Source organism: Ruegeria sp. AB5 (assembly GCF_056542645.1).
Genome location: NZ_JBQGAE010000008.1, coordinates 165,906 through 188,960, shown reverse-complemented (window position 1 = coordinate 188,960; position 23,055 = coordinate 165,906). Strand labels below are relative to the sequence as shown.

26 protein-coding genes are annotated in these 23,055 nt (G+C 58.3%); 13 read left to right on the top strand and 13 right to left on the bottom strand.

The genetic code is table 11. The annotated features are described in order from the left end of the window. The 3 genes from ACR0L4_RS15420 to ACR0L4_RS15410 all read right to left on the bottom strand — a co-directional run. A partial coding sequence (locus ACR0L4_RS15420; protein WP_215675807.1) for a GTP-binding protein occupies positions 1–91 on the bottom strand: 91 nt, incomplete at its 3' end. A 115-nt stretch (positions 92–206) separates the two neighbouring features. Next, on the bottom strand, positions 207–797 hold the full coding sequence (locus tag ACR0L4_RS15415; RefSeq protein ID WP_480513977.1) for a hypothetical protein: 591 nt from the start codon (positions 795–797) through the stop codon (positions 207–209). 97 nt (positions 798–894) lie between these two features. Beyond that, positions 895–3,243, bottom strand: coding sequence for a DNA topoisomerase IV subunit A (locus tag ACR0L4_RS15410; RefSeq protein WP_480513975.1), 2,349 nt, complete (start codon positions 3,241–3,243; stop codon positions 895–897). 201 nt (positions 3,244–3,444) lie between these two features. Here ACR0L4_RS15410 and ACR0L4_RS15405 point away from each other — a divergent pair, with 201 nt between their 5' ends. From ACR0L4_RS15405 to ACR0L4_RS15380, 6 genes are all read left to right on the top strand, one after another. Next, positions 3,445–4,080: an SH3 domain-containing protein gene (locus ACR0L4_RS15405; protein ID WP_480513973.1), complete on the top strand. Its 636-nt coding sequence runs from the start codon at positions 3,445–3,447 to the stop codon at positions 4,078–4,080. A gap of 69 nt (positions 4,081–4,149) precedes the next feature. Next, the gene (locus ACR0L4_RS15400; RefSeq protein WP_170752194.1) at positions 4,150–4,977 is read left to right on the top strand and encodes an SDR family NAD(P)-dependent oxidoreductase; all 828 of its coding nucleotides are present in this window, start codon (positions 4,150–4,152) and stop codon (positions 4,975–4,977) included. A 77-nt stretch (positions 4,978–5,054) separates the two neighbouring features. Further along, positions 5,055–5,258, top strand: a complete 204-nt coding sequence (locus ACR0L4_RS15395) for a twin transmembrane helix small protein (RefSeq protein ID WP_170752196.1) — start codon at positions 5,055–5,057, stop codon at positions 5,256–5,258. Continuing rightward, a complete protein-coding gene (locus ACR0L4_RS15390; RefSeq protein ID WP_170752198.1) occupies positions 5,259–5,831 on the top strand; it encodes a cob(I)yrinic acid a,c-diamide adenosyltransferase in 573 nt (190 codons plus the stop codon). It begins immediately after the preceding gene. A 271-nt stretch (positions 5,832–6,102) separates the two neighbouring features. After that, complete coding sequence (locus tag ACR0L4_RS15385) at positions 6,103–6,861, top strand: electron transfer flavoprotein subunit beta/FixA family protein (RefSeq protein ID WP_480513970.1); 759 nt, start codon at positions 6,103–6,105, stop codon at positions 6,859–6,861. Beyond that, the gene (locus ACR0L4_RS15380) at positions 6,861–7,790 is read left to right on the top strand and encodes an electron transfer flavoprotein subunit alpha/FixB family protein (RefSeq protein ID WP_170752202.1); all 930 of its coding nucleotides are present in this window, start codon (positions 6,861–6,863) and stop codon (positions 7,788–7,790) included. The genes ACR0L4_RS15385 and ACR0L4_RS15380 overlap by 1 nt, the downstream gene beginning before the upstream one ends. A gap of 59 nt (positions 7,791–7,849) precedes the next feature. Here the strand turns inward: ACR0L4_RS15380 and ACR0L4_RS15375 are convergent, their stop codons facing one another. After that, entirely contained in the window at positions 7,850–8,677 is an 828-nt protein-coding gene (locus ACR0L4_RS15375) for a DUF6473 family protein (RefSeq protein WP_480513967.1), read from the bottom strand. Between the two features lie 172 nt (positions 8,678–8,849). Here ACR0L4_RS15375 and ACR0L4_RS15370 point away from each other — a divergent pair, with 172 nt between their 5' ends. Next, the gene (locus tag ACR0L4_RS15370) at positions 8,850–9,725 is read left to right on the top strand and encodes a 3-hydroxybutyryl-CoA dehydrogenase (protein ID WP_170752205.1); all 876 of its coding nucleotides are present in this window, start codon (positions 8,850–8,852) and stop codon (positions 9,723–9,725) included. Between the two features lie 51 nt (positions 9,726–9,776). Here ACR0L4_RS15370 and ACR0L4_RS15365 read toward each other — a convergent pair whose 3' ends face one another. Genes ACR0L4_RS15365 through ACR0L4_RS15335 form a run of 7 tightly spaced genes read right to left on the bottom strand, consistent with a single transcriptional unit; the run spans position 9,777 to position 15,199 of the window. Then, entirely contained in the window at positions 9,777–10,676 is a 900-nt protein-coding gene (locus ACR0L4_RS15365; RefSeq protein WP_170752207.1) for a lysophospholipid acyltransferase family protein, read from the bottom strand. Positions 10,677–10,715: 39 nt separating this feature from the next. After that, positions 10,716–10,985 carry an HPr family phosphocarrier protein gene (locus ACR0L4_RS15360; RefSeq protein ID WP_170752209.1) on the bottom strand — a complete coding sequence of 90 codons (270 nt, stop codon included), beginning with the start codon at positions 10,983–10,985 and terminating at the stop codon, positions 10,716–10,718. Positions 10,986–11,001: 16 nt separating this feature from the next. Further along, positions 11,002–11,394 carry a PTS sugar transporter subunit IIA domain-containing protein gene (locus ACR0L4_RS15355; protein WP_170752211.1) on the bottom strand — a complete coding sequence of 131 codons (393 nt, stop codon included), beginning with the start codon at positions 11,392–11,394 and terminating at the stop codon, positions 11,002–11,004. Beyond that, a complete protein-coding gene (rapZ, locus tag ACR0L4_RS15350) occupies positions 11,391–12,284 on the bottom strand; it encodes an RNase adapter RapZ (RefSeq protein ID WP_480513964.1) in 894 nt (297 codons plus the stop codon). The genes ACR0L4_RS15355 and rapZ overlap by 4 nt, the downstream gene beginning before the upstream one ends. Continuing rightward, entirely contained in the window at positions 12,269–12,712 is a 444-nt protein-coding gene (locus tag ACR0L4_RS15345) for an HPr kinase/phosphorylase (protein WP_480513962.1), read from the bottom strand. The genes rapZ and ACR0L4_RS15345 overlap by 16 nt, the downstream gene beginning before the upstream one ends. Before the next feature lie 31 nt (positions 12,713–12,743). Beyond that, positions 12,744–14,462: a sensor histidine kinase gene (locus ACR0L4_RS15340; protein WP_170752215.1), complete on the bottom strand. Its 1,719-nt coding sequence runs from the start codon at positions 14,460–14,462 to the stop codon at positions 12,744–12,746. A 32-nt stretch (positions 14,463–14,494) separates the two neighbouring features. After that, positions 14,495–15,199, bottom strand: coding sequence for a response regulator transcription factor (locus ACR0L4_RS15335; protein ID WP_170752217.1), 705 nt, complete (start codon positions 15,197–15,199; stop codon positions 14,495–14,497). Between the two features lie 348 nt (positions 15,200–15,547). On the opposite strand from ACR0L4_RS15335, the gene ACR0L4_RS15330 reads away from it, so the two are divergent. The 3 genes from ACR0L4_RS15330 to ACR0L4_RS15320 all read left to right on the top strand — a co-directional run bounded on the left by ACR0L4_RS15330 (position 15,548) and on the right by ACR0L4_RS15320 (position 18,371). Continuing rightward, positions 15,548–17,146, top strand: coding sequence for a phosphoenolpyruvate carboxykinase (locus ACR0L4_RS15330; protein WP_480513960.1), 1,599 nt, complete (start codon positions 15,548–15,550; stop codon positions 17,144–17,146). 359 nt (positions 17,147–17,505) lie between these two features. Continuing rightward, on the top strand, positions 17,506–17,796 hold the full coding sequence (locus tag ACR0L4_RS15325) for a hypothetical protein (protein WP_170752220.1): 291 nt from the start codon (positions 17,506–17,508) through the stop codon (positions 17,794–17,796). Then, entirely contained in the window at positions 17,793–18,371 is a 579-nt protein-coding gene (locus ACR0L4_RS15320; RefSeq protein WP_480513958.1) for a hypothetical protein, read from the top strand. The genes ACR0L4_RS15325 and ACR0L4_RS15320 overlap by 4 nt, the downstream gene beginning before the upstream one ends. Before the next feature lie 4 nt (positions 18,372–18,375). On the opposite strand, the gene ACR0L4_RS15315 is transcribed toward ACR0L4_RS15320, so the two are convergent. Beyond that, the gene (locus ACR0L4_RS15315) at positions 18,376–19,140 is read right to left on the bottom strand and encodes a sulfite exporter TauE/SafE family protein (protein WP_480513956.1); all 765 of its coding nucleotides are present in this window, start codon (positions 19,138–19,140) and stop codon (positions 18,376–18,378) included. Between the two features lie 144 nt (positions 19,141–19,284). On the opposite strand from ACR0L4_RS15315, the gene ACR0L4_RS15310 reads away from it, so the two are divergent. From ACR0L4_RS15310 to ACR0L4_RS15300, 3 genes are all read left to right on the top strand, one after another. After that, positions 19,285–20,976: an acyl-CoA dehydrogenase family protein gene (locus tag ACR0L4_RS15310; protein ID WP_480513954.1), complete on the top strand. Its 1,692-nt coding sequence runs from the start codon at positions 19,285–19,287 to the stop codon at positions 20,974–20,976. Between the two features lie 237 nt (positions 20,977–21,213). Continuing rightward, complete coding sequence (locus ACR0L4_RS15305; protein ID WP_480513952.1) at positions 21,214–21,762, top strand: hypothetical protein; 549 nt, start codon at positions 21,214–21,216, stop codon at positions 21,760–21,762. Positions 21,763–21,805: 43 nt separating this feature from the next. Next, complete coding sequence (locus tag ACR0L4_RS15300) at positions 21,806–22,198, top strand: META domain-containing protein (protein ID WP_480513950.1); 393 nt, start codon at positions 21,806–21,808, stop codon at positions 22,196–22,198. Here the strand turns inward: ACR0L4_RS15300 and recO are convergent. Then, positions 22,182–22,907 carry a DNA repair protein RecO gene (gene recO, locus ACR0L4_RS15295; protein ID WP_480513948.1) on the bottom strand — a complete coding sequence of 242 codons (726 nt, stop codon included), beginning with the start codon at positions 22,905–22,907 and terminating at the stop codon, positions 22,182–22,184. The genes ACR0L4_RS15300 and recO overlap by 17 nt on opposite strands. Positions 22,908–23,055: the final 148 nt, after the last annotated feature.

The following is a 23,055-nucleotide window of genomic DNA, read 5'->3' as shown; positions in this document are numbered from 1 at the left end:
CTGCGGTCAGCGTCGTCTTGCCGTGGTCAACGTGGCCAATCGTGCCGATGTTGACGTGCGGTTTTGTACGCTCAAACTTTTCCTTTGCCATTCCTCAGGCGCCCTTTTGCGATTTGGGGGACCCTTGGTCCCGTGGTTACATCTGCGCGCGCGAGATATTTGGTTCAGGGGGGAAAATCAAGCACATCCTGCGGGAAATGCACCAATCACGCCGGATTTTGCGCGACCTCACCAGTTTGGAGAGGCTCGATCAGATTCGGACGCTTGTCGAACCACCCATTCTCGGCATGTTCCTCGGCCAGCCACTCCTCGACCCGGTCGGCCACTTTCAAGGCAAGACCGCTCATCTGCTCTTCTTTCGTTCGCGTATTGCCCGAACCTGTCAGAGCGCTTTCACCGGTCGTATCTTCCAAAACCTGGAACTGTTTTCCCTTGGCAAGGAATTCCTTTTTCTTCACGTCATAGACATTGACCAGAACGATGGCGGTGCTTTTGGGATTATAGATGACCGGAATACCCGGCGGCGCCAGCATGTACCCTTCCAAGCTGATGCCGATATCGTATTCCTGCAAACCCTCATAGCGACCCAGACGAATGTCCACCGCATTTTGGATCGCCTTGGTCCATTCATCAGGTGTCGCATCGCGCGAGACGGGCCCCTGAACGGCTTTGTCCGCAAACGCGTAATTCACGCGCAGCTTGAATTCCCCAAGGGATTCTGGTTCTTCGTACACCTGCGTCTGGGTACAGGCGCCCGTTAGGGCCAGTCCGGTGATCAAGGTCAGAATTCGCAGCATGATGATGTCTCGATAGGCCTGTTTTCTTTGATCTAGCGCACTGATACGGCCTGTGCCAAGCCGTATCGGCAGAAATCCACCCGAGGCCTGTAACCGATCACGTGAACTTGTAGTCGCGCGGAAAGCCGTAGGGCGGTTTTTTCCCGACGCTGGCGCGCTTGGAAAGCCATTGCGACATATCCGCCTCGTGCCGGGTTTTGTCACCGCCCATGGACCATTTCAGGCCCTCTTCCCAATTGAAGGTCGTGATATCGGACAAACCACCATCCAGCTCAAGCGTGCCCTGTCGCCCGCGGGCCATATTGTATTTCTGCAGGCGGACACCCTTGCCGCGGGTCATCTCGGGCAATTCCTCGGTCGGGAAGACAAGGAACTTGCCGTTCTGAGACACAACCGCCACATGGTCGCCGCCGACCGGCTTGCAGATCATCGCCGTCTCATCGCCTTTGACGTTCAACACCTGTTTGCCGTTGCGGGTCTGCGCAAGCACCTCATCCTCGGGCACCATAAAGCCGTTGCCTGCGTCCGAGGCCACCAGCAGTTTGCGCCCCGGCTTGTGGATCAGGATGTCGATGATCTGCGCCTCGTTGGGCAGGTCGACCATCAGGCGCAGCGGTTCGCCCATCCCACGACCGCCGGGCAGGTTTGCGGCACTGACCGTGTAGAACCGCCCATTCGAGGCGAACACCAGCAGGCGATCGGTGGTCTCCGCGTGGAAGATAAACCGCGGGCCGTCACCGTCCTTAAACTTCAGCTCGCGGCTCAGGTCTATATGCCCCGTCATGGCACGGATCCAGCCCATCTGAGAGCAGACGACCGTGATCGGTTCACGGTCTATCATCGCCTCAAGCGGCACTTCTTCGACCTGATCGGCTTTGGCAAACTGGGTGCGACGGGCGCCACCCTCATAGTCTTTGCCGAAGGTCTTCTTGGTCTCTTTCAACTGGTCGGCGATCCTGGCCCATTGCAGGACGGGATCGGCCAGAAGGTCCTCGAGATTGGCGCGCTCCAGCATCAACTCGTCGCGTTCTCGAACCAGCTCCATCTCTTCCAGACGACGCAAGCTGCGCAGGCGCATGTTGAGGATCGCGTCGACCTGTACCTCGGACAGTTCTCCCTCGCCCGGTTTGGGCGAGACATAGTCGGCCTCACTGGTGGCGCGGACATGGGTAATGCCCCAATCCTCGCGCATCAGCGCGGCTTTGGGGTCATCGTCATAGCGGATGATATCGATCACGCGGTCGAGGTTCAGGAAGGCGACAATAAAGCCCTCCAACACCTCCAACCGGTGGTCGATCTTGGCCATCCGGTGGCGCGACCGGCGCAGCAGAACCTCTTGCCGGTGATCCAGGAAAGCGCGCAGCACTTCCTTCATCGAGCAGACCTTGGGCGTTACGCCGTCGATCAACACGTTCATGTTCAGGCTGAACCGCACCTCAAGGTCCGAGTTGCGATAGAGCATGCCCATCAGAACCTCGGGGTCCACATTCTTGGAACGCGGTTCCAGGATCAGGCGGATGTCATCGGCGGATTCGTCGCGCACATCGCCAAGGATCGGAATTTTCTTGGTCTGAATCAGTTCCGCGATCTTTTCGATCAGCTTGGACTTTTGAACCTGATACGGGATCTCGGTGACGACGATCTGCCATTGGCCGCGGCCCAGATCTTCGACTTCGAACTTACAACGCAGGCGGAAGGACCCGCGCCCGGTGCGATAAGCTTGCGCGATGTTCTCGGGCGGCTCGACGATCACGCCGCCGGTTGGGAAATCCGGGCCGGGCACGTAGTTCAGAAGAGTGTCGTCGCGCGCATCCGGCGTTTTGATCAGATGGAGACAGGCGTCGCACAGCTCCGAGATGTTATGCGGCGGAATGTTCGTCGCCATTCCCACCGCAATGCCGCTGGAGCCATTGGCCAGCAGGTTCGGAAATTGCGCGGGCAGCACAACAGGCTCGGATAGCGTGCCGTCATAGTTATCGCGGAAATCAACGGCGTCCTCGTTCAGACCCTCAAGCAGCGCTTCGGCCACGATGGTCATCCGCGCTTCGGTATAGCGCGAGGCCGCCGGGTTATCCCCGTCGATATTGCCAAAATTCCCCTGCCCGTCGACCAGCGGGTAACGGACGTTGAAATCCTGCGCCAGACGCGCCATCGCGTCGTAAATCGCGGCATCGCCATGCGGGTGATAGTTACCCATCACGTCGCCGGAAATTTTCGCGGACTTGCGGAATCCCCCCGTCGCGCTCAGCCGCAGCTCGCGCATCGCATAGAGGATTCGCCGGTGTACCGGCTTCAGCCCATCCCGCGCATCCGGCAAGGCACGGTGCATGATGGTAGACAGCGCATAGGTCAGATAGCGCTCGCCTATTGCGCGGCGCAGCGGTTCGGCTACTTCGCCCCCATTGTCAGGGGTCTCCATATTGGGGTCGTCGATCGTATCGTTCATATATGATGTGATACGACGCAAGCGCGCGCGGGTAAAGCAAGCTGCAAACATTTTGCTGGGGACAAGTCGCGCTTTTTGCAACAGGGGGAGGCAAGTCCCGGATTTCCCCCATTTTTCGACTCGGACGGCAAAATATGGTAAGCTCTCAGAGATTGAATTGCTGCCAATTTTTGACGTTACGATTGATCTGGGGGATGCGCCATGACGCGCCTGATACTTGTTACCTTTGCAGCCCTTGGTTGGGTTTTCTACGTGATGAGCGGTGGACCGGACTTCGAGCCGCGTGGCTTGCGGGTCGACAACCCGCAGCAGATCGCTGCCGTGCCACAGCCCGCCCCTAAACCGGCGATCCCAACTCCGGCCCCGGTCGAAGAGCTGGTGACCCGAGCCACCTTCCAGCCGACCCCTGTGATCGAGTTTCTGGCTGAACCCGAACCCGTTCCGGGTGAAGAAGAGACCAAGGCCTTGCTGTCTCAGGTCGCGGCCGGGCTCAAGGCCAACCCGTCACTGTTTCAAGATCAAAGCGTCTCTCTGACACTGGCTTCACTGGAAGACGGGGTCGCGGCTTTGCGACAGGTTGCAACCGATGCTGCACCCGAGCACCCTGTATTGGTCACGTCTGCAGAACCTGAAAAGGACATTCGCGAAGTTTCGGGCACCCGCGTGAACATGCGCGACGGACCCGGTACCATCTATCCGATTGTAGGCAAGGCCTCAATCGGACAGAAGGTCGAGGTTCTCAGCGAGTCCGGCACCGGCTGGTTGCGGACACGCGTGTTGCCCGGGCAACAGGTCGGATGGATATCCGCGTCACTGGTCCGAAAAACAGCAAACTGACGCGGTGGCGTCATTGCCCTGTGCCCTTGCGCGCCATAGGTTCTGGTGACGCTGAGGTTCGGGAAAAACATGCAGAAATCGATTCTTATTACCGGCTGCTCATCCGGCATTGGTCTGGATGCAGCACACGGCATGCGTGCGCGCGGCTGGCGCGTCTTTGCCTCGTGCCGTCAGCAACGTGATTGCGACAGATTGCGTGCGCAAGGGTTTGAAAGCCCGCGGATCGACTATCAGGATACCGGTAGCATCACCTCTGGTCTGGCCGAAGTTCTCGAAGCCACAGAGGGCACGCTGGATGCATTGTTCAACAATGGAGCCCATGGCCTGCCTGGCGCTGTCGAGGACGTGCCAACTGACGGCTTGCGCTTTATTTTCGAGTCCAACGTCTTTGGCTGGCACGAGCTGACGCGGCAGGTGATTCCCGTGATGCGGGACCAGGGGCATGGGCGCATCGTACAGAACTCTTCGGTTCTGGGACTGGTCGCCTTTCCTTGGCGCGGGGCCTATGTCGCCACGAAGTACGCGATAGAAGGTTTGACGGATACGATGCGGCTGGAATTACGGGACAGCGGCATCAAGGTCATTCTCATTGAACCTGGTCCGATCACCTCGAAAATTCGGGAAAAGGCGATTCCCGTGTTTGAGCGCTTCATCGATTGGGAAACCTCTGCACTGCGCACCAGATACCAGGATTCCCTGCTCAAACGCCTGTACGAAAGCTCGGGTCCGGATAAATTCGAACTCCCTGCGTCGGCCGTCACAGACAAGCTGGCCCATGCAGTCGAAGCCAAACGTCCAAGGTCGCGCTATTACGTCACAACGCCTACCTATATCGCCGGATATCTGCGCCGTATCCTGCCGACAAACGCCATTGATCGCATCCTGTCTGATATCTGAGACGAAATTTCACGTTCGCTTTTGGCCAATCAGACGCTAAATCAGGGCCAACACAAAAAAACGGACGGTGACTGACAATGGACCTTTTGATGGTCATTTTGCTTTTGGCCATGGCGGCAGTTGTCGTCGTGTTGACCATTGGCATCGCAAATTTCGGGAAAGGCGGTATGGAAGCTGCCAAGAAAAGCAACAAGATGATGCGATTGCGCATTCTCTTCCAGTTTATTGCCGTGGTGCTGATCGTGCTCTACGTCGTTCTGCGCGGACAAGGAGGTCAATGAATGGTCGTTCTGAACAAGATCTACACACGCACCGGAGATGATGGCAAAACCGCCTTGGGCAATGGTGAACGGGTTGCAAAGTATTCTGGCCGCGTTGCGGCCTATGGCACTGTGGACGAGTTGAATTCGTTTGTGGGCGTTGCCCGCACCGAAGCCGATGGGGAAATCGACGCCGCCCTCGCCCGCATTCAGAATGACCTGTTCGATCTGGGCGCGGACTTCTGTCGCCCCGATATGGAAAAGGATGCCGAAGCTGACTATCCGCCGCTGCGCGTCGCCCCGGCGCAGATTGACCGGCTCGAAGCCGAGATCGACGCGATGAATGCCGACCTGGAACCATTGCGCAGCTTTATCCTGCCTGGCGGATCGCGTCTTGCGGCGCATCTGCATGTCTGCCGGACTGTTTCACGCCGCGCCGAACGTCTGGCTGTGGAGCTTACGAATATGGAACCTGTCAACGAAGCGGCTGTCAAATACCTGAACCGGCTCAGCGACTGGTTCTTCGTCGCTGCGCGCTGCAGCAACAATGGCGGTAAGGACGATGTTTTGTGGGTTCCCGGCGCAAACCGCTGAAACCGGCGGGACGCCCCTGTGGAATTCTTGACGGCCCAAAGTGCGGCACGCTGGGAAAGCTCGCCTTTTCCCCGAAAAGCGACAAAAACCAAGCCGATCAAACAACATGGCTACGCTCCGCTACGTCAAAAAGCACAAAACGCGACGTCTCAGTGTCATGACGTGACGATTTTGCCCTGTTGTCGCAAGGCATGAGTCGCTATTCAGTCGTCCGAGAGCATTGGTGGAGTCGCGATGCGGCTTGCCGTTTTTGTAAGGAGCGAACGCAAAAATGAAGGTACTTGTGCCTGTCAAGCGCGTGATTGACTACAACGTAAAGGTCCGGGTTAAGGCGGACGGGAGCGGTGTTGATCTCGCCAATGTAAAAATGTCGATGAACCCGTTCGACGAGATTGCCGTGGAAGAGGCGATCCGCCTGAAAGAAGCCGGCAAGGCGGATGAGGTTGTCGCTGTTTCGATCGGCGTAAAGCAGGCGCAGGAGACTCTGCGGACTGCACTGGCCATGGGCGCTGACCGCGCCATATTGGTCGTTGCAGCCGACGACGTTCATCAGGACATCGAGCCGCTGGCCGTCGCCAAGATCCTGGCCAAAGTGGTCGAGGAAGAGCAGCCCGGCATCGTTCTGGCAGGCAAGCAGGCGATCGACAACGACATGAATGCCACCGGCCAGATGCTGTCGGCCCTGCTGGGTTGGAGCCAAGGCACCTTCGCGTCCGAGCTGGACATCGAAGGCGACACCGCCAAGGTCACTCGCGAAGTGGACGGCGGCCTGCAGACGATCAGCGTCAAGATGCCGACCATCGTAACCGTTGACCTGCGTCTGAACGAGCCGCGCTATGCGTCGCTGCCCAACATCATGAAGGCCAAGAAAAAGCCGTTGGACGAGAAAACCGCTGCCGATTACGGCGTCGACGTGACACCGCGTCTGGAAGTGGTCAAAACCGACGAACCACCGGCACGTGCCGCCGGTATCGTGGTGGGCTCGGTCGACGAGCTGGTCGAGAAACTCAAAGAAGCGGGGGCTGTGTAATGGCTGTTCTACTTCTGGCTGAAGTCAACAATGGCGAGTTGTCGCTGGACGCCACCGCCAAAGCTGTAAACGCCGCAAAGGTTCTGGGCGATGTGACCGTTCTGGCTGCGGGCGGATCTGCCGCTGCTGCCGGTGAGGCCGCCGCAAAGATCGACGGTGTTGCCAAGGTTCTGGTCGCCGAGGACGCGTCGCTGGGACACCGCCTGGCGGAATCGACCGCCGCGCTGATCGTGTCGCTGGCCGATGGCTACGAGCATATCGTTGCGCCTGCCACCACCGACGCCAAGAACGTGATGCCGCGCGTGGCCGCGCTGCTGGACGTGATGGTGATCTCGGATGCGTCCGGCGTAGTTGACGGATCGACCTTCGAGCGTCCGATCTATGCGGGGAACGCGATCCAGACCGTAAAATCGAACGACGCCAAGAAGGTCGTCACCCTGCGGACTGCCAGCTTTGACGCGGCGGGCGAAGGTGGATCGGCCCCGGTCGAGACCATCTCGGTCGGCGAAAACCCCGGCCTGTCGCAGTGGGTCGAGGACAAGGTGGCCGAAAGTGACCGTCCGGAACTGACCTCGGCGGGTGTAGTTGTTTCGGGTGGCCGCGGCGTTGGCTCGGAAGATGACTTCAAACTGATCGAGACCCTGGCCGACAAGCTCGGTGCAGCCGTTGGCGCATCACGCGCTGCGGTCGACTCGGGCTATGCCCCGAACGACTGGCAGGTGGGTCAGACCGGTAAGGTTGTCGCACCGGACCTCTATGTGGCTGTGGGCATCTCGGGTGCGATCCAGCACTTGGCGGGCATGAAGGACTCGAAGGTCATCGTTGCGATCAACAAGGACGAAGAAGCACCGATCTTCCAAGTCGCAGACTTCGGACTGGTCGCAGACCTGTTCCAGGCCGTCCCTGAACTCACCGAAAAACTCGGCTGAGCGCACGACTGGAAATCTTCTAGTGAAAAAAGAAAAGGCCCGCCATTTGCGGGCCTTTTTCAATGCAGATTTCGAATGGATTGACTTAGGACATCGGCAATGTTGCGATGCGTGGCTGGGCCGATCATGTGCGCGGCCATTGGCTGCTGCAAAGTCCCGAACAGCATATCCTCAAGTTCGTCCGAATCACCCGACAGACGTACCGTCGTCACGACGATATCTTCGCAAAAGGGGGCAAGCTCCTCGACCATCGCTGCATCGACAAAAACCGGTTCACACCCCAAAGCCCCAGCGTTTTCACGGGCAATCTCTCCCTCGGTTTGCAGATAGAGTAGAATGACCGGAGGCTGTAGCTGCTGCAAAAATGCGGTAAGCGAATCCCGCCATCTCAGCCGTAGCTCGTGCGCGACAACTTCAAAGCGAGCATCCGAATACGCGTGCAGTCGGTTCAGCAGATGTCTCACAAAATGGACATCGGTAAAGTCCGCCTCGGGATACAGCGACAGCAGATCTGGCGTTGGAGACAAAAACCGGTCGTTTCGACGCGGATGGACTCGATAAAACCGGTTCGACTGTCCGAGCGCGCCCGGCAGCTGCACCACGCAGAGTTCAGCTTTGTTCGCAAGTTCCAGCAACTGCGCGTCGCTGCACAGAGCCTCAATCCCACACAGCAAACTGCCAAAGTTGACACATTTGCGATCCAGTTGACCTTCAAGTACCGCTGCAAATGGACTGTCTACGAACCGCCCGAAGGTTTCATCGCCACCGACACAGGCCAGATAGGACCCGTCCAAAGCGCGACGCGGGCCGCGAAACTGTAATTTTGATGTCCCATACTGACAAACACTGTCCTCGGGCACTGCTGCGCCCGTTTGATGATAGCTCATATCACTCACCCATTTTTCACCCGGGTGCCATCTTGCAGCCTCAAGTCTTGCGAAAACGCTAATGCGCGCATTTGAAGCAAATTCGACCAGCCCGGAGACCAGCGATGCCCCTTGCCGCCCGCCCCGAACTGCCGGTAATGTCGCCGCAACGTGAGAGCAAAGGCACCAGAGCATGGAAATCAAATCGGTCGGAGTAATTGGCGCAGGCCAGATGGGGAACGGGATTGCGCATGTTCTGGCATTGGCGGATTACGACGTGCTGGTCAACGATGTCAGCCAGGACGCGCTGGACAAGGCTGTCACGACGATTGAAGGAAATCTGGCGCGTCAGGTCTCGCGCGGGAAGATTTCGGACGAAGCGATGCAGGCGGCGCTGGCGCGGATTTCCACCACGCTGGAATTGCCACGTCTGGGCCAGACAGATCTGGTGATCGAGGCTGCCACCGAACGTGAGGCGATCAAACAGGCGATCTTTGAAGACCTGCAGCCTCATTTGCAACCACATACGATCCTGACCTCGAACACGTCTTCGATCTCGATCACCCGCCTGGCCAGCCGCACGGACCGCCCGGAACGCTTCATGGGGTTCCACTTCATGAACCCGGTACCCGTGATGCAATTGGTCGAGCTGATACGTGGCATCGCTACGGATGAAGCCACCTTTAACGCCTGTAAGGCCGTAGTTGACAAACTGGGGAAAACCGCCGCCAGCGCAGAAGACTTTCCGGCTTTCATCGTTAACCGCATTCTGATGCCGATGATCAACGAGGCTGTCTATACCCTGTATGAGGGCGTGGGAAATGTTCGGTCCATCGACCAGTCAATGAAGCTGGGCGCGAACCATCCGATGGGGCCATTGGAACTGGCGGATTTCATTGGGTTGGATACCTGTCTGGCGATTATGAACGTGCTGCATGATGGCTTGGCGGACACCAAGTACCGCCCATGTCCCTTGTTGACCAAATATGTCGAGGCCGGGTGGTTGGGGCGCAAGACGCAGCGTGGATTCTACGACTATCGTGGTGAGGTGCCGGTACCGACGCGCTAGGAGGGGTCAGCCCCCTCACCTCCGGGGCGTTTTGGCCAGATGAAGGTTGGATCAGCGCTTTAGTGTCTCGCCCAATGCCATGGTATGGTTTCTGAGCCAAGCCATGAACCCGCGCGGATCGCGTTCCAGAAGTTGCATGTCTTCCTCGGAAACCGGCTCACCAATAACTGGAGACTGCGGCTTGTTGCACGAGCGGACGATTTCGTGCAGCAGGAGGCCCTGCCGCAGGATCGGCGAAAGTTTGTTCGCAATCTGGTAAGCCCGAGAATTGCGCCCCGGAAAATAGATCGGCACGACAGTTGCACCCGAGCGGCGGATCATTTTGGCGGTGAACACATTCCATTCGCGCTCGATCGCCGGGCCGAACCAATTGTCGGATGACATCACCACACCCGAGGGGAACAGGGCGACAACCCCGCCATCCTTGAGGTGGTCCATCGCCTTGCCCCGCATTTCCAGCATTTTGGCCTGCGCTTCGGGGTCATGTGGGAACGGAACCGGGATCATGAACGAGGTTGCGGCCTCATCCAACCCCGTCAGCACCGATCGGGTCAGGATGCGGTAGTCGCTGCGGACACGCCCGATCAATTCGGCAAAGATCATGCCATCCACCATACCGTGAGGATGGTTGGCAACGACCACAACAGGACCTGTCTTTGGAATTCGCGCGATCTGTTCTGCCGGGGTAGTGAGGGTGATCCCCATGGTCTTGAGCGCGCCGCCCCAGAATCGCTGACCACGATAAAGTTCGTTCTTCTTCTCGAATTTGTTGACCATACGCAGAATGGTCAGCTTGCCGGTACACCATTCGATGGCGCGAATGGCCGTAGACGTCCAGGCATCGTCGAACGAGTTCGCGTAGGTCAACGTTCTACGGTCGTAGATCTCACCCTGATCCTCGGACCCATCGACGACCGGGCCTGTCTTGGTCTCGTGCGTTGTTTCCGCCAATTCCTGGTCTTCCCGTTCTTCCTGTCCCGGCGGGGCGGCTTAGAACCCCTCTCCGAACTTGTCGTTCACAAGCGCTTCCAGGGCTTCTGCCAATGCCTCAGCATCCGGCCCGGAGGTCTCGACGTCAATAGTGGTTCCGCGCGAGGCTGCCAACATCAAAAGGCCCATAATGCTGTCCCCTGATGCAGAAAGGCCGTCCTTGGAAACTTCGGCATTGGCATCGAAGCCTTCCACAACTTCAACCAGCTTGGCCGAGGCGCGGGCATGCAGGCCCTTTTCATTGATGATTTTCAAGCTTCGGTTGGTCATTTCAATAATTCCGGTCTTAATCCAATGTCACATTTTGCGCATTGATGTACTTGCGTCCAGCCTCCATTGCCTGGCGCACAGCGTCGGCCACCGGCAGGTGGCGGCTTTTGGCCAATTTGATCAGCATTGGAAGGTTTGCGCCGTACAGAATGCGCCGATCCTGAGGCGCACATGCCCGGAGACTGAGATTCGATGGGCTACCACCGAACAGGTCAGTGACGATCACCACGCCGTCTCCTACATCTACCTCGTCGGCAGCGCGGCAGATTTCGGCCTGTTTGTCGTCGCGGTCATGATCGGCTTCAATCGCAATCGCAACAAGGCCGGGTTGGGTTCCGACAACATGCTGCATGGCAGCCAGGTATTCCTTGGCCAGCCCCCCATGCGCAACGATCACTATCCCGATCAATTCGGCCTCACATTCAAAGCGCGTCGTTCCATCTCGCGGTGTCTAATTGCCACCTGCTGCCCCCTGTCTGCAAGGGCTTTCGCGACCGCCTCGGCGATGGCCACCGATCTGTGTTGACCACCCGTACATCCGAACGCAACAGAAAGGTGCGCTTTGCCCTCGGCGCGGAAGGCCGGCAGCAACAGGTTCAGCATATCCACCACCCGGTCGAAAAACGGCGCGTAGTTCGTATCCGATTGGACATAGCACGCAACGTCCGGGTTTCGACCATCTGCTGCGCGCAATTCAGGCCGCCAGTAGGGATTGGCAAGGAAACGGCAGTCAAAAACCATATCCAGCCCCCTTGGAAGACCACGCCTGTAAGAGAAAGACTCGATGGACACCGCCAGATGCCGCCCGCATTGAGGGGCGAACCAATGCTCGACCTCTTCTCGCAGTTGGTGGACATTCAAAACGCTGGTGTCAATCAGGGTATCGGCAATCTCGCGGATCGGGGCCAGAAGTTCCTTTTCCTGACGCACTCCGGTTTCCGGGCTTGCGTCCTTCGCCACCGGATGACGCCTGCGTGTTTCCGAAAAACGACGCAACAGCACGTCGTCACTGCAATCCAGATACAGAACCGTCAGATCGACCTGCGCCATCCGACCAAGTTTTTCCGCCAGCTCAATAAACCCGATGGTCGAGAAATCACGGTTGCGCGCATCAATCCCCAAGGCCATTGGCCGATCATCATCCGCCCCGTCCAGCAAACGCGTCAATAAACCCATCGGCAGGTTGTCGATGGCTTCAAATCCCAGATCCTCGAGCACATGGATGGCCGTCGACCGACCGGCCCCCGAGGGCCCTGTCACCAGAACGATCCGCCGCTGTGTTGTCATGTACTGGGCCATTCCGGGTCTACCCGACCCATTTTGAGGAGTTGCATCATTGCTTCAGCCAGATTGGGCACGCCCGATCCCGCCAGCACTGATACGGTCTGTTTCAATACCCGTATCTCGGCAGGCTCGGGCAAACGAGAGGGCTGTTCCTGATCCATATCGAGCACATAAGCCAAAGGAACCGGGGCGCAAGGGGTCGCGTTCAACAGACCGATCCCGCGTGCCTCGATCAAGCCAGAAATTCGCGGGGCTGCGCTGGCGATCACCTGATCATCGTCCAAATGAAGGCTCACCCTGTCATCCGCGACCAATTCGGCCCCCAAAGCCATCATCCGAAGGGCCAGCGACGACTTTCCCGCCCCCGGCGCGCCGACGATCAGAACGCCGCGCCCGGCTACCGCGACGCAGGTCGCATGAACACAGTCTTTGTCCTTGTTCACGGTGTCTGACAAAGCGTGCTGGCGCATAGTCTCAGACGGGCAGGCCCACGACAAAACGCGCCCCCAACGGGTCCGAGGTAACGTCGGCCTCGGTCGGGCGGATGTTCTCGGCCCAGATCACACCGCCATGGGCCTCGACGATCTGTTTCGAGATCGCCAAACCAAGACCGGAATTGTTCCCGAAATGCTCTTCCGGACGCTCTGAATAAAAGCGCTTGAACACTTTGGTCAGGGCCTGTTCCGGGATGCCCGGACCTGTGTCCTCGACAACCACGAGGACACGATTGTCCCGCTGGCGCACCCAGACGCGGATCGCGTCCCCGTCTTCACAGAACGAAATCGCGTTGGTGATTAGGTTAACAAAGACCTGCGCCAGACGGGCTTCAAGCCCGTTGATCTGGATGGGGTCTTTTGGCAGGTCCGTCACATAGTCGATACCTTTTGACCGAGCGTCCTCGCCCAGAAATTGACCCAGATTGTCCAGCAATTTAAGCAGGTCAAAGGGTTGCTCGGCCTCTTTGACAAGCTCCGCGTCCAGACGCGATGCGTTCGAGATATCGCTGACCAGACGGTCCAGGCGCCTGACGTCGTGTTCGATAACACCCAGCAGTTTCTCGCGCTGATCATCGCGTTTGACCATCCGCAGCGTACCGACCGCGGATTGCAGGCTGGCCAGCGGGTTTTTGATCTCATGCGCCACATCCGCCGCGAACTGTTCATTCGCATCAATACGGTTGTACAGCGCCGTGACCATGCCACGCAATGCCTGGCTCAGGCGTCCGATCTCATCCGGGCGGGCGCTCAGGTCAGGAATGCGGATACGCCCCGGGTTTACGCCTGTTCCTCGATCCTTACCCATCTCGGCAGCGGAGGCCAGATCGGCGAGCGGATTGGCGATTGTCGATGCAAGAACAAGGCTGAGGCCGACCGACACCAGCAGGGCCACAACGAACATCTGAAGAATTCGTTCCTGCTCGCGCCGAGAGAGGGCGTCGATCTCACCAGCCGGGCCAGCGATGGCCACGGCACCCACCGTGGCATCGTCAAAAATGATCGGTGCTGCGGCCACAATGACCGTCTCTCCGGCTTCGTCCTGAACCGCCTGAACCTGGTTTTCACCCTTCAGAGTGGCCGGGATGAAAGACTGGACACGTTGCGCCAGAGTTGGCGCCTCATCGACCGTGGACCAGTTGAACACTCGCGAAACGCCGGTCCAGACCGCGTTCAGCGCATCGCTGATCACGGTGCTGCCGGTCTGCACGTCGGCATCGGTGCGCAAAAGCATCGGCAAATCTTCCGCCGTCGAGGCCCCGCGGGTCCATCCGATCAAAGTCCCGCGCGCATCATAGACAAAGACTTCTCCACCTTCCGGCAGGCTGAGTCCGGCCAGAGTGTCACCCACATCCAAAGCCCGGGCATTCGTGGCGCCGAGTGCAGCACTCTGGCGCATTCGGGTTTCGAACACATTGCTGACCAGTTGCGCATCCCCGATGAGATTGCGCGCCGTCTGCTGCACTTGTTCCTTTCGGGAATCGTCGAGATACAGAAGCCCGGTCACCAGAATGACCAGAGCAATCAGGTTGAATGTCACAATCTTGCGCGCCAAAGGCGACCCACGCAGAGAAAACAGGTTTCTCCGCAGGCGCCTTTCCCGCAGCTCAGCCGCTTCAGGGTCCTGAGGGATAACCCAGTCATCCCCAAGAACGACATCCGCGTCGCTTAGCTCGTCAGATTGATCAGTGTCACGCACGGAACCAAGATACCTTTTAAAAGGGCGCGCGCCTATTCTTCGTTGTACCGATACCCGATACCATAAAGCGTTTCGATTGCCGAGAACTCAGGATCAGCCGCGCGCATTTTCTTGCGAAGACGCTTGATGTGGCTGTCTATGGTTCGGTCATCCACATAGACCTGATCGTCATAGGCCACGTCCATCAGCTGGTCGCGGCTTTTTACGAAGCCGGGGCGCTGCGCCAGAGCCTGCAACAACAAGAATTCGGTCACAGTCAACGAAACATCGGCGCCTTTCCAGGTCACGGCATGACGCAGCGGGTCCATCCGCAATTCGCCGCGCTCCATGACTTTGGTGTCTCCGGTGCTGGCCGCTGCGGCATCACCACTGGTGGCTTCCTGCCGCCTGAGCAATGCCCGGATACGTTCAACCAAAAGCCGTTGCGAAAAAGGCTTTTTCACATAGTCGTCCGCGCCCATGCGCAGACCCAAAACCTCGTCGATCTCATCGTCTTTCGAGGTCAGAAAGATCACCGGCATCTGCGTCTTTTGGCGCAGGCGTTGCAGCAAATCCATACCGTCCATCCGCGGCATCTTGATATCCAGAACGGCCATGTCCGGCAATTTCTTGTTGAACGCGTCCAGCGCGGCCTGTCCATCATTATACGTTTCGACCTCGAAACCTTCGGCCTCAAGCGTCATGGATACGGACGTCAGGATATTTCTGTCGTCATCCACCAGTGCAATCTTTGACATCGGGGTCACCCCTATTCCTGCTCATTTACGCAATAATACGCTTTTTTGTAGAACATTGTTGGCGGTTTTAAGGCGCCGAATCAATCCGTATCCACGAATCAAGCCTTTGTTGGGGCAGTTCTGCGGCAAAAATGCCTTGGTCACTGCAAAAAGCTGCCCGCTTTTCCCACAGGAAATTGGTGATGGCGCTAAACTTGAACTTGGTTGCGCTAACTGCGCCAAACCGTCCTGTTCATGCCCCAAACGACCGTGATAAGACGCGCCTGTCCGCCGGATTCACCCGGCATGAATGCCCCAAGAGCGCATCCGGCCAGAATCGCCGACGCGCCGCCACAGGAGAAGACACACATGACATCTGGACGGGTTAACCCGCAATTCCGCCTCGAGGATCAGGGCATCGAGGGTCTGGGAAATGTCTATTACAACTTCATGGAACCGGCGCTGATCGAAGAAGCGCTGAAGCGCGGCGAAGGCACCCTTGGCAATGGCGGGGCCTTTCTGGTCACCACCGGCAAGTTCACTGGCCGTTCGCCAAAAGACAAGCACGTCGTCAAAACTGATAGTGTCGCCGATTCTATCTGGTGGGAAAACAACGCCGCCATGAGCCCCGAAGGCTTTGACGCGCTCCACAAAGATATGCTGGCCCACATGAAAGGCCGCGACTACTTTGTCCAGGATCTGGTGGGCGGCGCTGACCAGACCTATTCGATTAATGTGCGGATGGTCACCGAACTGGCGTGGCACAACCTGTTCATCCGTCACCTGCTGCGTCGCCCCGACCGTGAAGACCTGGATGACTTCACAGCAGATTTCACCATCGTCAACTGCCCCAGCTTCAACGCAGACCCGGCCAAACACAATTGCCGCAGCGAGACGGTGATTGCGATGAATTTCGACCGCAAACTGATCCTGATCGCAGGCACCGAATACGCGGGTGAAAACAAAAAATCCGTCTTCACACTCCTGAACTATTTGCTGCCCGAAAAAGGTGTCATGCCGATGCACTGCTCGGCCAACCACGCTGTCGGCAACCCCGTCGATACTGCCGTGTTCTTTGGCTTGTCGGGAACCGGCAAGACCACCCTGTCGGCCGATCCGTCACGCACCTTGATCGGTGATGACGAACATGGCTGGTCGGATCGTGGGACATTTAACTTTGAAGGCGGCTGCTATGCCAAGACGATCAACCTGAACGCCGAGGCCGAGCCGGAAATTTATGCAACCACCAGCAAGTTCGGCACGGTGATCGAAAACATGGTGTTCGATCCGGAAACCAAGAAACTGGATTTCGAAGACGACTCGCTGACCGCGAACATGCGGTGCGCCTATCCGCTCGAATATATCTCGAACGCATCCAGCAGCGCTTTGGGTGGGCATCCGAAAAACATCATCATGCTGACCTGCGACGCGTTTGGTGTTCTGCCTCCGATCGCGCGGTTGACACCGGCGCAAGCAATGTATCACTTCCTGTCGGGCTTCACCTCGAAGGTCGCAGGAACCGAGCGTGGCGTAACCGAGCCCCAACCCACTTTCTCGACCTGCTTCGGCGCACCTTTCATGCCGCGTCGCCCCGAGGCCTACGGCAACCTGCTGCGTGACAAGATTGCCCAGCACGGTGCGACCTGCTGGCTGGTCAACACCGGCTGGACCGGCGGGGCCTATGGCGTTGGTAGTCGGATGCCGATCAGGGCAACACGCGGGCTGCTGACTGCGGCCCTGGAAGGGTCATTGGCTGATGCCGAATTCCGCAAGGACGCAAATTTCGGTTTCGATGTGCCTGTTTCGGTACCCGGCGTTGCCGAAGTTCTACTGGACCCGCGCCGCACTTGGGACGATCAGGCAGCCTTCGACAAACAGGCCGAAAAACTAGTGCAAATGTTCGCAGAGAACTTTGAACAGTACATCCCGTTCATTGACGAAGACATCAAAGCCGTCGCTATCGGTTGACCTAAAAACAAGGGCGCGCAAGCGCCCTTGTTTCGATCTGGCCGCGCTGACGTTTGGTCACCTTCCGGTTATTGCTCCGAAAAGCGCAGACAAATTCATTGTCCCGCAACGACGCATACGATAAGGGTTGTGACTATTGAAACGGCCCGGCGCTTTTTCGCACCGGGCCACATCTAAAATAACCTATGGGCAGCTCATGCGCGGACACTCACACCGGCGAACTGGGCAGCCTAATCGTAAAGCTAGTCTATGTGGATGGGGTAAAGTGTCAATATGAAACAAGCTGAACGATCCTCGTTCTGCTCGCTTCGAAGCGGTCTCTTCCTTGAGACCTTGGCACGAACATAACAGGTAATAGTATGACTGAAATCTCGAAACTCACCGAACTGCGCAAACTGATGCAAAGCATGGAGCAGACCCTGGGGCTTGAAAAACTCTCTCCGGTGGAACGCGACATATACTATGCGGCCGAAGAGCTGTCGAAGTCGGATCAGGAAGTGCGCACATTTGGTCTGATCGAGCATACTCTGGTCCGCAGTGTATCGCGCCCGACATTCTTTCGCGCCCTGAAATCGCTGGTCGAACAAGGGTATCTGTCGCAAAGCGGAACAGCCAATCGGGGGCGGTACATCGTTCATGCACCCAGGTGACGCCACGCCCCGGCGCTTTGACGGCTGACCCCGTGCGCAAGTGGGCCTCGGAAACATTCTATGCCTCTTTGGCCTATGTGATTGCGTCCTACCTCACCTTCGAGGTCCTGATGCCTTTGCAGAACATGTTTTTTCCAGAGTATCCCAGCCGGGCAAGCCTGCTGTTCCTGCCACATGGTGTACGGGTTCTGTCTGCCTGGCTGTTGGGTTGGCGCGCCATTTTCGCCTTGTTGCCCGGGGTGTTTCTGGTGTTCGCGTTTCTAGGCGGCACCGACGTGTTTACACCCAGTCGGCTTATGGCCATTGCCATTGCGGTCACAACCGTTCCAGCGGTGTTCTACGTCTTTAAATGGATTGGCTGGGACCTATTCCCGCACCCGGATCGCAAGCCCTGCTGGAGCTGCATTATGGGCGTCGGCATCGTCACGTCTTTTTTGGTCTCGGCCCTCACAAATCTGGCTTTTGGCAGCGCCACCGCTGAATACATTGCGTTTCTGATCGGCGACATCTCGGGTCTGTTTTTCCTGATGCTCGGCCTGTACTTCGCGTTTCGCTTCGCCGAACGAAAGGTCTGAGCGATCAACCGATCAATCCCCGCCGCAGCAGGTTTAGACCCGCGACAAGCAAAACCAGAAGTGTAACCTTTCTAAAGCTTGCCTGATCGATGCGGTCCTGAAAGCGCATGCCAAGCCACAATCCAACCATTGCCGGTATGACCAACAGGGCAGAGAACGGGGCCGTCTGAGGATTCAGTATCCCAGATCCAACATGCGCAACCACCAGTGCAACTGCACCCAGCCCATAAATGACTCCCTGAACCCTAAGTTGTTCTTGTTTTGGCGTGTTCAGGGCCGTCAGATAGGCCACGGTAGGCGGGCCCCAAACCCCGGACATACCTCCAACGAAACCGGCAATCGCACCAATCGTCGCTTCGATACGTGTGGACGGTGCTTTCAATGTCAGCGCGACGCCCAACACCTGAAGCAGCGCAAAAATCGACACCGGGACCCCGATCAGCAACAGGAAGGTCGAGGACGGCACACGGGTCACCAACTGCGCCCCCGCCAGCAAGAACAGCAAACCCACACTCAGGAACACGCGGAACCGCTTGATCGATGCATATGCCGCCCCAATCCCTTCGCGCAGTGCTTGCACACCATTTGTGACCAGCGTTGGAAGGATCAGCCCGGCAACCGCCAATTCGGGCGGCAAAATCATGGACAGGCCAGAGACCAGGACCATTGGCATGGCAAAGCCGACCATGCCTTTCACACAGCCGGCCAGAAACGCGATCAAAACGGCCAGCATCAAGTCTGATGGCGAGAGTATGGAAAACACTGTCATGCGCTTTAGATACCATCGTGTTCAATCTCTGCACTGCAAAAATGCAAGAGTAATTTTTGGACTTTTTCGCAACGTAATACGTATTTTTGTTGCGCTGCATGTGCAGCATGATATGACCAGACGACGAAAAAGAGGACGTGATTCATGGCCCATGACGGACAGGATATGACCGAGATGACCACAGCTGCGATTTTGCCGGACCTTCTGGCCCTGACCCGGGCAGCCGTACCTGCGGTCGAGGCTGTCTTTGAACGCGCGCGTGAGTCTGTGCGGGCTATGGTCGTCGCGGACGGGCGCGTCTCGGGCGCGTTGATCGAGGCACACCAGACCGCCGCGCACGGGCTGGCCTGGCTGGCAACCTATCACCAGTCCCTGGCTCAGATGCAGCGCTGGGCCGAAGCGCTGGACGCTGACGGCAAGTTTGGCGAGATCGAACAACTGCTGCACCAGATCGCCTTTGGGGAATACCTTCATCAGGTCGCAGGCGGCATCCCGATGAACCAGGGAGAGCTCGTGCGCCTGCAGGATCTGGGGTTGGGCTGGGATGCTCTGTCCGGGTTCCAAACCACCGAAATTCAGACCCTTATGGCGCAGGCAAACTCTCAGGCTGCGCGCACGCGTCTTGTTGCCCTGATGGAGAACCAGGCCGGTGCGACTATGTTCGGCACATCGGGGCTGGACGACGAGCTTGAGATGATCCGCGACCAGTTCCGTCGCTATGCTGTTGAAAAAGTTGAACCGCACGCTCACGACTGGCACTTGAAGGACGAACTGATCCCGATGGAGGTCATCGAAGAGCTTGCCGAAATGGGCGTGTTTGGACTGACCATCCCGGAAGAGTTTGGCGGCTTTGGTCTGTCCAAGGCGTCGATGTGCGTGGTCTCGGAAGAGCTGTCGCGCGGCTACATCGGTGTGGGCTCTCTGGGTACTCGCTCCGAGATCGCGGCCGAGCTGATCATCGCGGGCGGCACGGACGAACAGAAGGCAAACTGGCTGCCGAAACTGGCCAGCGCCGAGATATTGCCCACTGCTGTATTTACTGAACCCAACACCGGTTCGGACCTGGGCAGCCTGCGCACCCGCGCCGTGAAAAATGCGGACGGCGACTATGAGATCACCGGCAACAAGACGTGGATCACCCATGCGGCACGAACCCATGTGATGACCCTGCTGGCACGCACCAACCCGGACAGCACGGATCACCGCGGTCTGTCCATGTTCCTGGCTGAAAAGACGCCGGGCGCGGACGACACCCCCTTTCCTACGCCGGGCATGACCGGCGGTGAGATCGAGGTGCTGGGCTATCGTGGCATGAAGGAATATGAGCTGGGCTTCGACGGCTTCCACGTGAAGGGTGAAAACCTTCTGGGCGGCGAAGAAGGCAAAGGGTTCAAGCAGTTGATGGAGACCTTCGAATCCGCCCGTATCCAGACCGCCGCTCGCGCCATCGGTGTCGCCCAAAGCGCGCTGGATATCGCGATGCAATATGCGCAGGACCGCAAGCAATTCGGCAAATCGCTGATCAACTTCCCGCGCGTCTCCGGCAAACTGGCGATGATGGCTGTGGAGATCATGATCGCGCGACAGCTGACCTATTTCTCGGCCTGGGAAAAAGACCACGGCCAGCGCTGCGACCTTGAGGCCGGGATGGCCAAGCTGTTGGGGGCCCGCGTGGCCTGGGCTGCAGCCGACAATGGTTTGCAGATCCACGGCGGCAACGGCTTTGCGCTGGAATACAAAATCAGTCGCGTTCTGTGCGACGCACGCATTCTAAACATTTTCGAAGGGGCTGCCGAAATTCAGGCACAGGTCATCGCTCGGCGTCTGCTGGGCTGACCGGGGTTCGGCAACCCTTTTTCCCCAACTCAACCCGGCCTTGTGCCGGGTTTTTTCTTGGACCTTTAGGATTTGTATACGCGCAAATCCTCGCGTCTTGGCTATTCGTACCCATCGCATTCTGACCAGCGATCGTCACAACTTCCCCCTTCCGTAAACCGTCCGGATCACATAGAGGACGCCCGTAGAACCCAAAGTCGCGGCAAGCCCGCCACCCCGTCGAATGGAGAGATTGACGTGACACGCCTGATTGCGCTGTTGGCCGCCCTTGGGATATCGGCCCTTGGGGCCTGCACCCCGTCTTCCGATGTCACACGCGCGGATGTTGATACGCTGGAGCTGACGATCCGCAGTCTCGGACCCAATATTGATCCGGCTGAGGCCCGCCGCGCCGCAGAAATCTCGTACAGCCATTCACAGCAACTGAAGCAGGATTGGCGCGTGACCGATGCGCCTATCGTTCACAACGCCAAAGTCATCAACGGCTTTCGTGAACGTGGCCTGTGCAATGACTGGGCGCAGGCAATGACCCGGCGGCTGCAGCAGGAGAACTTCCGGACGCTGGACGTTCATTGGGCGACGTCGCCTCCGACCACATTCCGTATCATCCACCACTCGGCCGCGATCAGCGCACGTGGAGACACGCTGGAGGACGGGGTCATCCTCGACCCCTGGCGGCAGAGCGGCGACCTGTTTTGGGGCGCAATCGCGGAAGACGAACGCTATAACTGGCGGCCCCGTCTGGAAGTGCGCGAAGAGCTGATTGCTGCGAGCGCGGGCTCTTGATTTTCGTGTTCAGCCACCTTCAAAGACAGGCTAGGCTGCGTGCATGTTTCGTCTGACCCTTCTGCTGCCGATGATGGCCCTGTTTCACTGCGATCGCGACGAATCCGTGGCCGCCTATGGCGCGGCGGATCGAAACTGGGTGCTGCAAGAGATCAACGGGCAGCCCTATGAGGCAAGCGCCATCCTGCGCTTTCCTGAAGATGGCAGGATCGCGGGCAATGCGCCCTGCAACAGCTACAACGGCACGCTGAATGCGCCCTACCCGTGGTTCGAGGTCAACGATCTTGCCGCGACACGGGCGGCCTGCGCCGGGCTTGAGGCCGAGGGCATGTATTTCGCGGCCCTGATGGCGATGACCCAATCCGAGGTGACCGGCGACATATTGATCCTGCGTAATGAGGACGGGCACGAGATGGTGTTCAAAGCCGCCGAGTAAGCTGTTCCACGAAGCGTGCCCGCGCCTCGGGCAGCGGGTGGTGACCCAGCGCAGGGGCGACTCTATTTTCCATGAAGTAGCCGGTCGTGTGCAGCGCCTGAACAACCTCTGTGTCGGGGGCCGTCCCTTCCCCGCGCAGACAGGGTGGCAAGGGTAACAGACGGTCGGCCCAATCCCCCGCGCCGCCCGCACTGACGGCCCGGCCCGTTTTGGGTGAAACGTAAACCAGCCCCTCGGTCACACCAGTTACAGCACAACAGGACAGATCCAGGCCAAAGCCCAACTCCTCCAGCAGCGCAAGCTCCCACCGCAGGTAGGCCAGCGGCCATACCGCGTCCTGACCCAGCAGGTCCATCAACTGTTCGGTCTGGATGTAGATCGCGGGATGGGGCTCACGCTCGGGTAGGCAGAAGGACAAAAGCGACACTACCGCGTTCAGCCCAGCCAGTGCCAGCCGCCCGGAAAACGCGGCAGCCGCGCGTGAGCGCAAAGGCTCGACCTGGAAGGTGCCTATATGTTCCTCGAGCCGGGCGCGCCACAACACGTCCAACTGAGCGCCGGGCTGAAGGATCGGGGCGATCTTGCGGCTGGTTCCGCCGCGCACCACCCCGGCATGACGGCCGTGGGCTTCGGTGAAGACCTCGACAATCGCGGCCGTCTCACCGTGCCGACGCGTGGTCAGTAAGATGCCGTGATCGCGCCAGTCCAAGGTAAGCTCCGGTCGAGGGTCAAAAATGGTCAGTTTACAAGAGCGCAACTGACGGGCAGGCGCAAGCTGGATGACCTGTCGGGCGTGAGACTCGACAAACAGTTCGGTTGGAACAAAGCTAGGATCAAGCGCGATGAGATGGAGGACA

Coding starts and splice junctions, on each gene's coding strand:
- ACR0L4_RS15415 (WP_480513977.1), bottom strand. CDS start 797: ATGCTGCGAATTCTGACCTTGATCACCGGACTGGCCCTAACGGGCGCC.
- ACR0L4_RS15410 (WP_480513975.1), bottom strand. CDS start 3,243: ATGAACGATACGATCGACGACCCCAATATGGAGACCCCTGACAATGGG.
- ACR0L4_RS15405 (WP_480513973.1), top strand. CDS start 3,445: ATGACGCGCCTGATACTTGTTACCTTTGCAGCCCTTGGTTGGGTTTTC.
- ACR0L4_RS15400 (WP_170752194.1), top strand. CDS start 4,150: ATGCAGAAATCGATTCTTATTACCGGCTGCTCATCCGGCATTGGTCTG.
- ACR0L4_RS15395 (WP_170752196.1), top strand. CDS start 5,055: ATGGACCTTTTGATGGTCATTTTGCTTTTGGCCATGGCGGCAGTTGTC.
- ACR0L4_RS15390 (WP_170752198.1), top strand. CDS start 5,259: ATGGTCGTTCTGAACAAGATCTACACACGCACCGGAGATGATGGCAAA.
- ACR0L4_RS15385 (WP_480513970.1), top strand. CDS start 6,103: ATGAAGGTACTTGTGCCTGTCAAGCGCGTGATTGACTACAACGTAAAG.
- ACR0L4_RS15380 (WP_170752202.1), top strand. CDS start 6,861: ATGGCTGTTCTACTTCTGGCTGAAGTCAACAATGGCGAGTTGTCGCTG.
- ACR0L4_RS15375 (WP_480513967.1), bottom strand. CDS start 8,677: ATGAGCTATCATCAAACGGGCGCAGCAGTGCCCGAGGACAGTGTTTGT.
- ACR0L4_RS15370 (WP_170752205.1), top strand. CDS start 8,850: ATGGAAATCAAATCGGTCGGAGTAATTGGCGCAGGCCAGATGGGGAAC.
- ACR0L4_RS15360 (WP_170752209.1), bottom strand. CDS start 10,985: ATGACCAACCGAAGCTTGAAAATCATCAATGAAAAGGGCCTGCATGCC.
- rapZ (WP_480513964.1), bottom strand. CDS start 12,284: ATGGCCCAGTACATGACAACACAGCGGCGGATCGTTCTGGTGACAGGG.
- ACR0L4_RS15335 (WP_170752217.1), bottom strand. CDS start 15,199: ATGTCAAAGATTGCACTGGTGGATGACGACAGAAATATCCTGACGTCC.
- ACR0L4_RS15330 (WP_480513960.1), top strand. CDS start 15,548: ATGACATCTGGACGGGTTAACCCGCAATTCCGCCTCGAGGATCAGGGC.
- ACR0L4_RS15325 (WP_170752220.1), top strand. CDS start 17,506: ATGACTGAAATCTCGAAACTCACCGAACTGCGCAAACTGATGCAAAGC.
- ACR0L4_RS15315 (WP_480513956.1), bottom strand. CDS start 19,140: ATGACAGTGTTTTCCATACTCTCGCCATCAGACTTGATGCTGGCCGTT.
- ACR0L4_RS15310 (WP_480513954.1), top strand. CDS start 19,285: ATGGCCCATGACGGACAGGATATGACCGAGATGACCACAGCTGCGATT.
- ACR0L4_RS15300 (WP_480513950.1), top strand. CDS start 21,806: ATGTTTCGTCTGACCCTTCTGCTGCCGATGATGGCCCTGTTTCACTGC.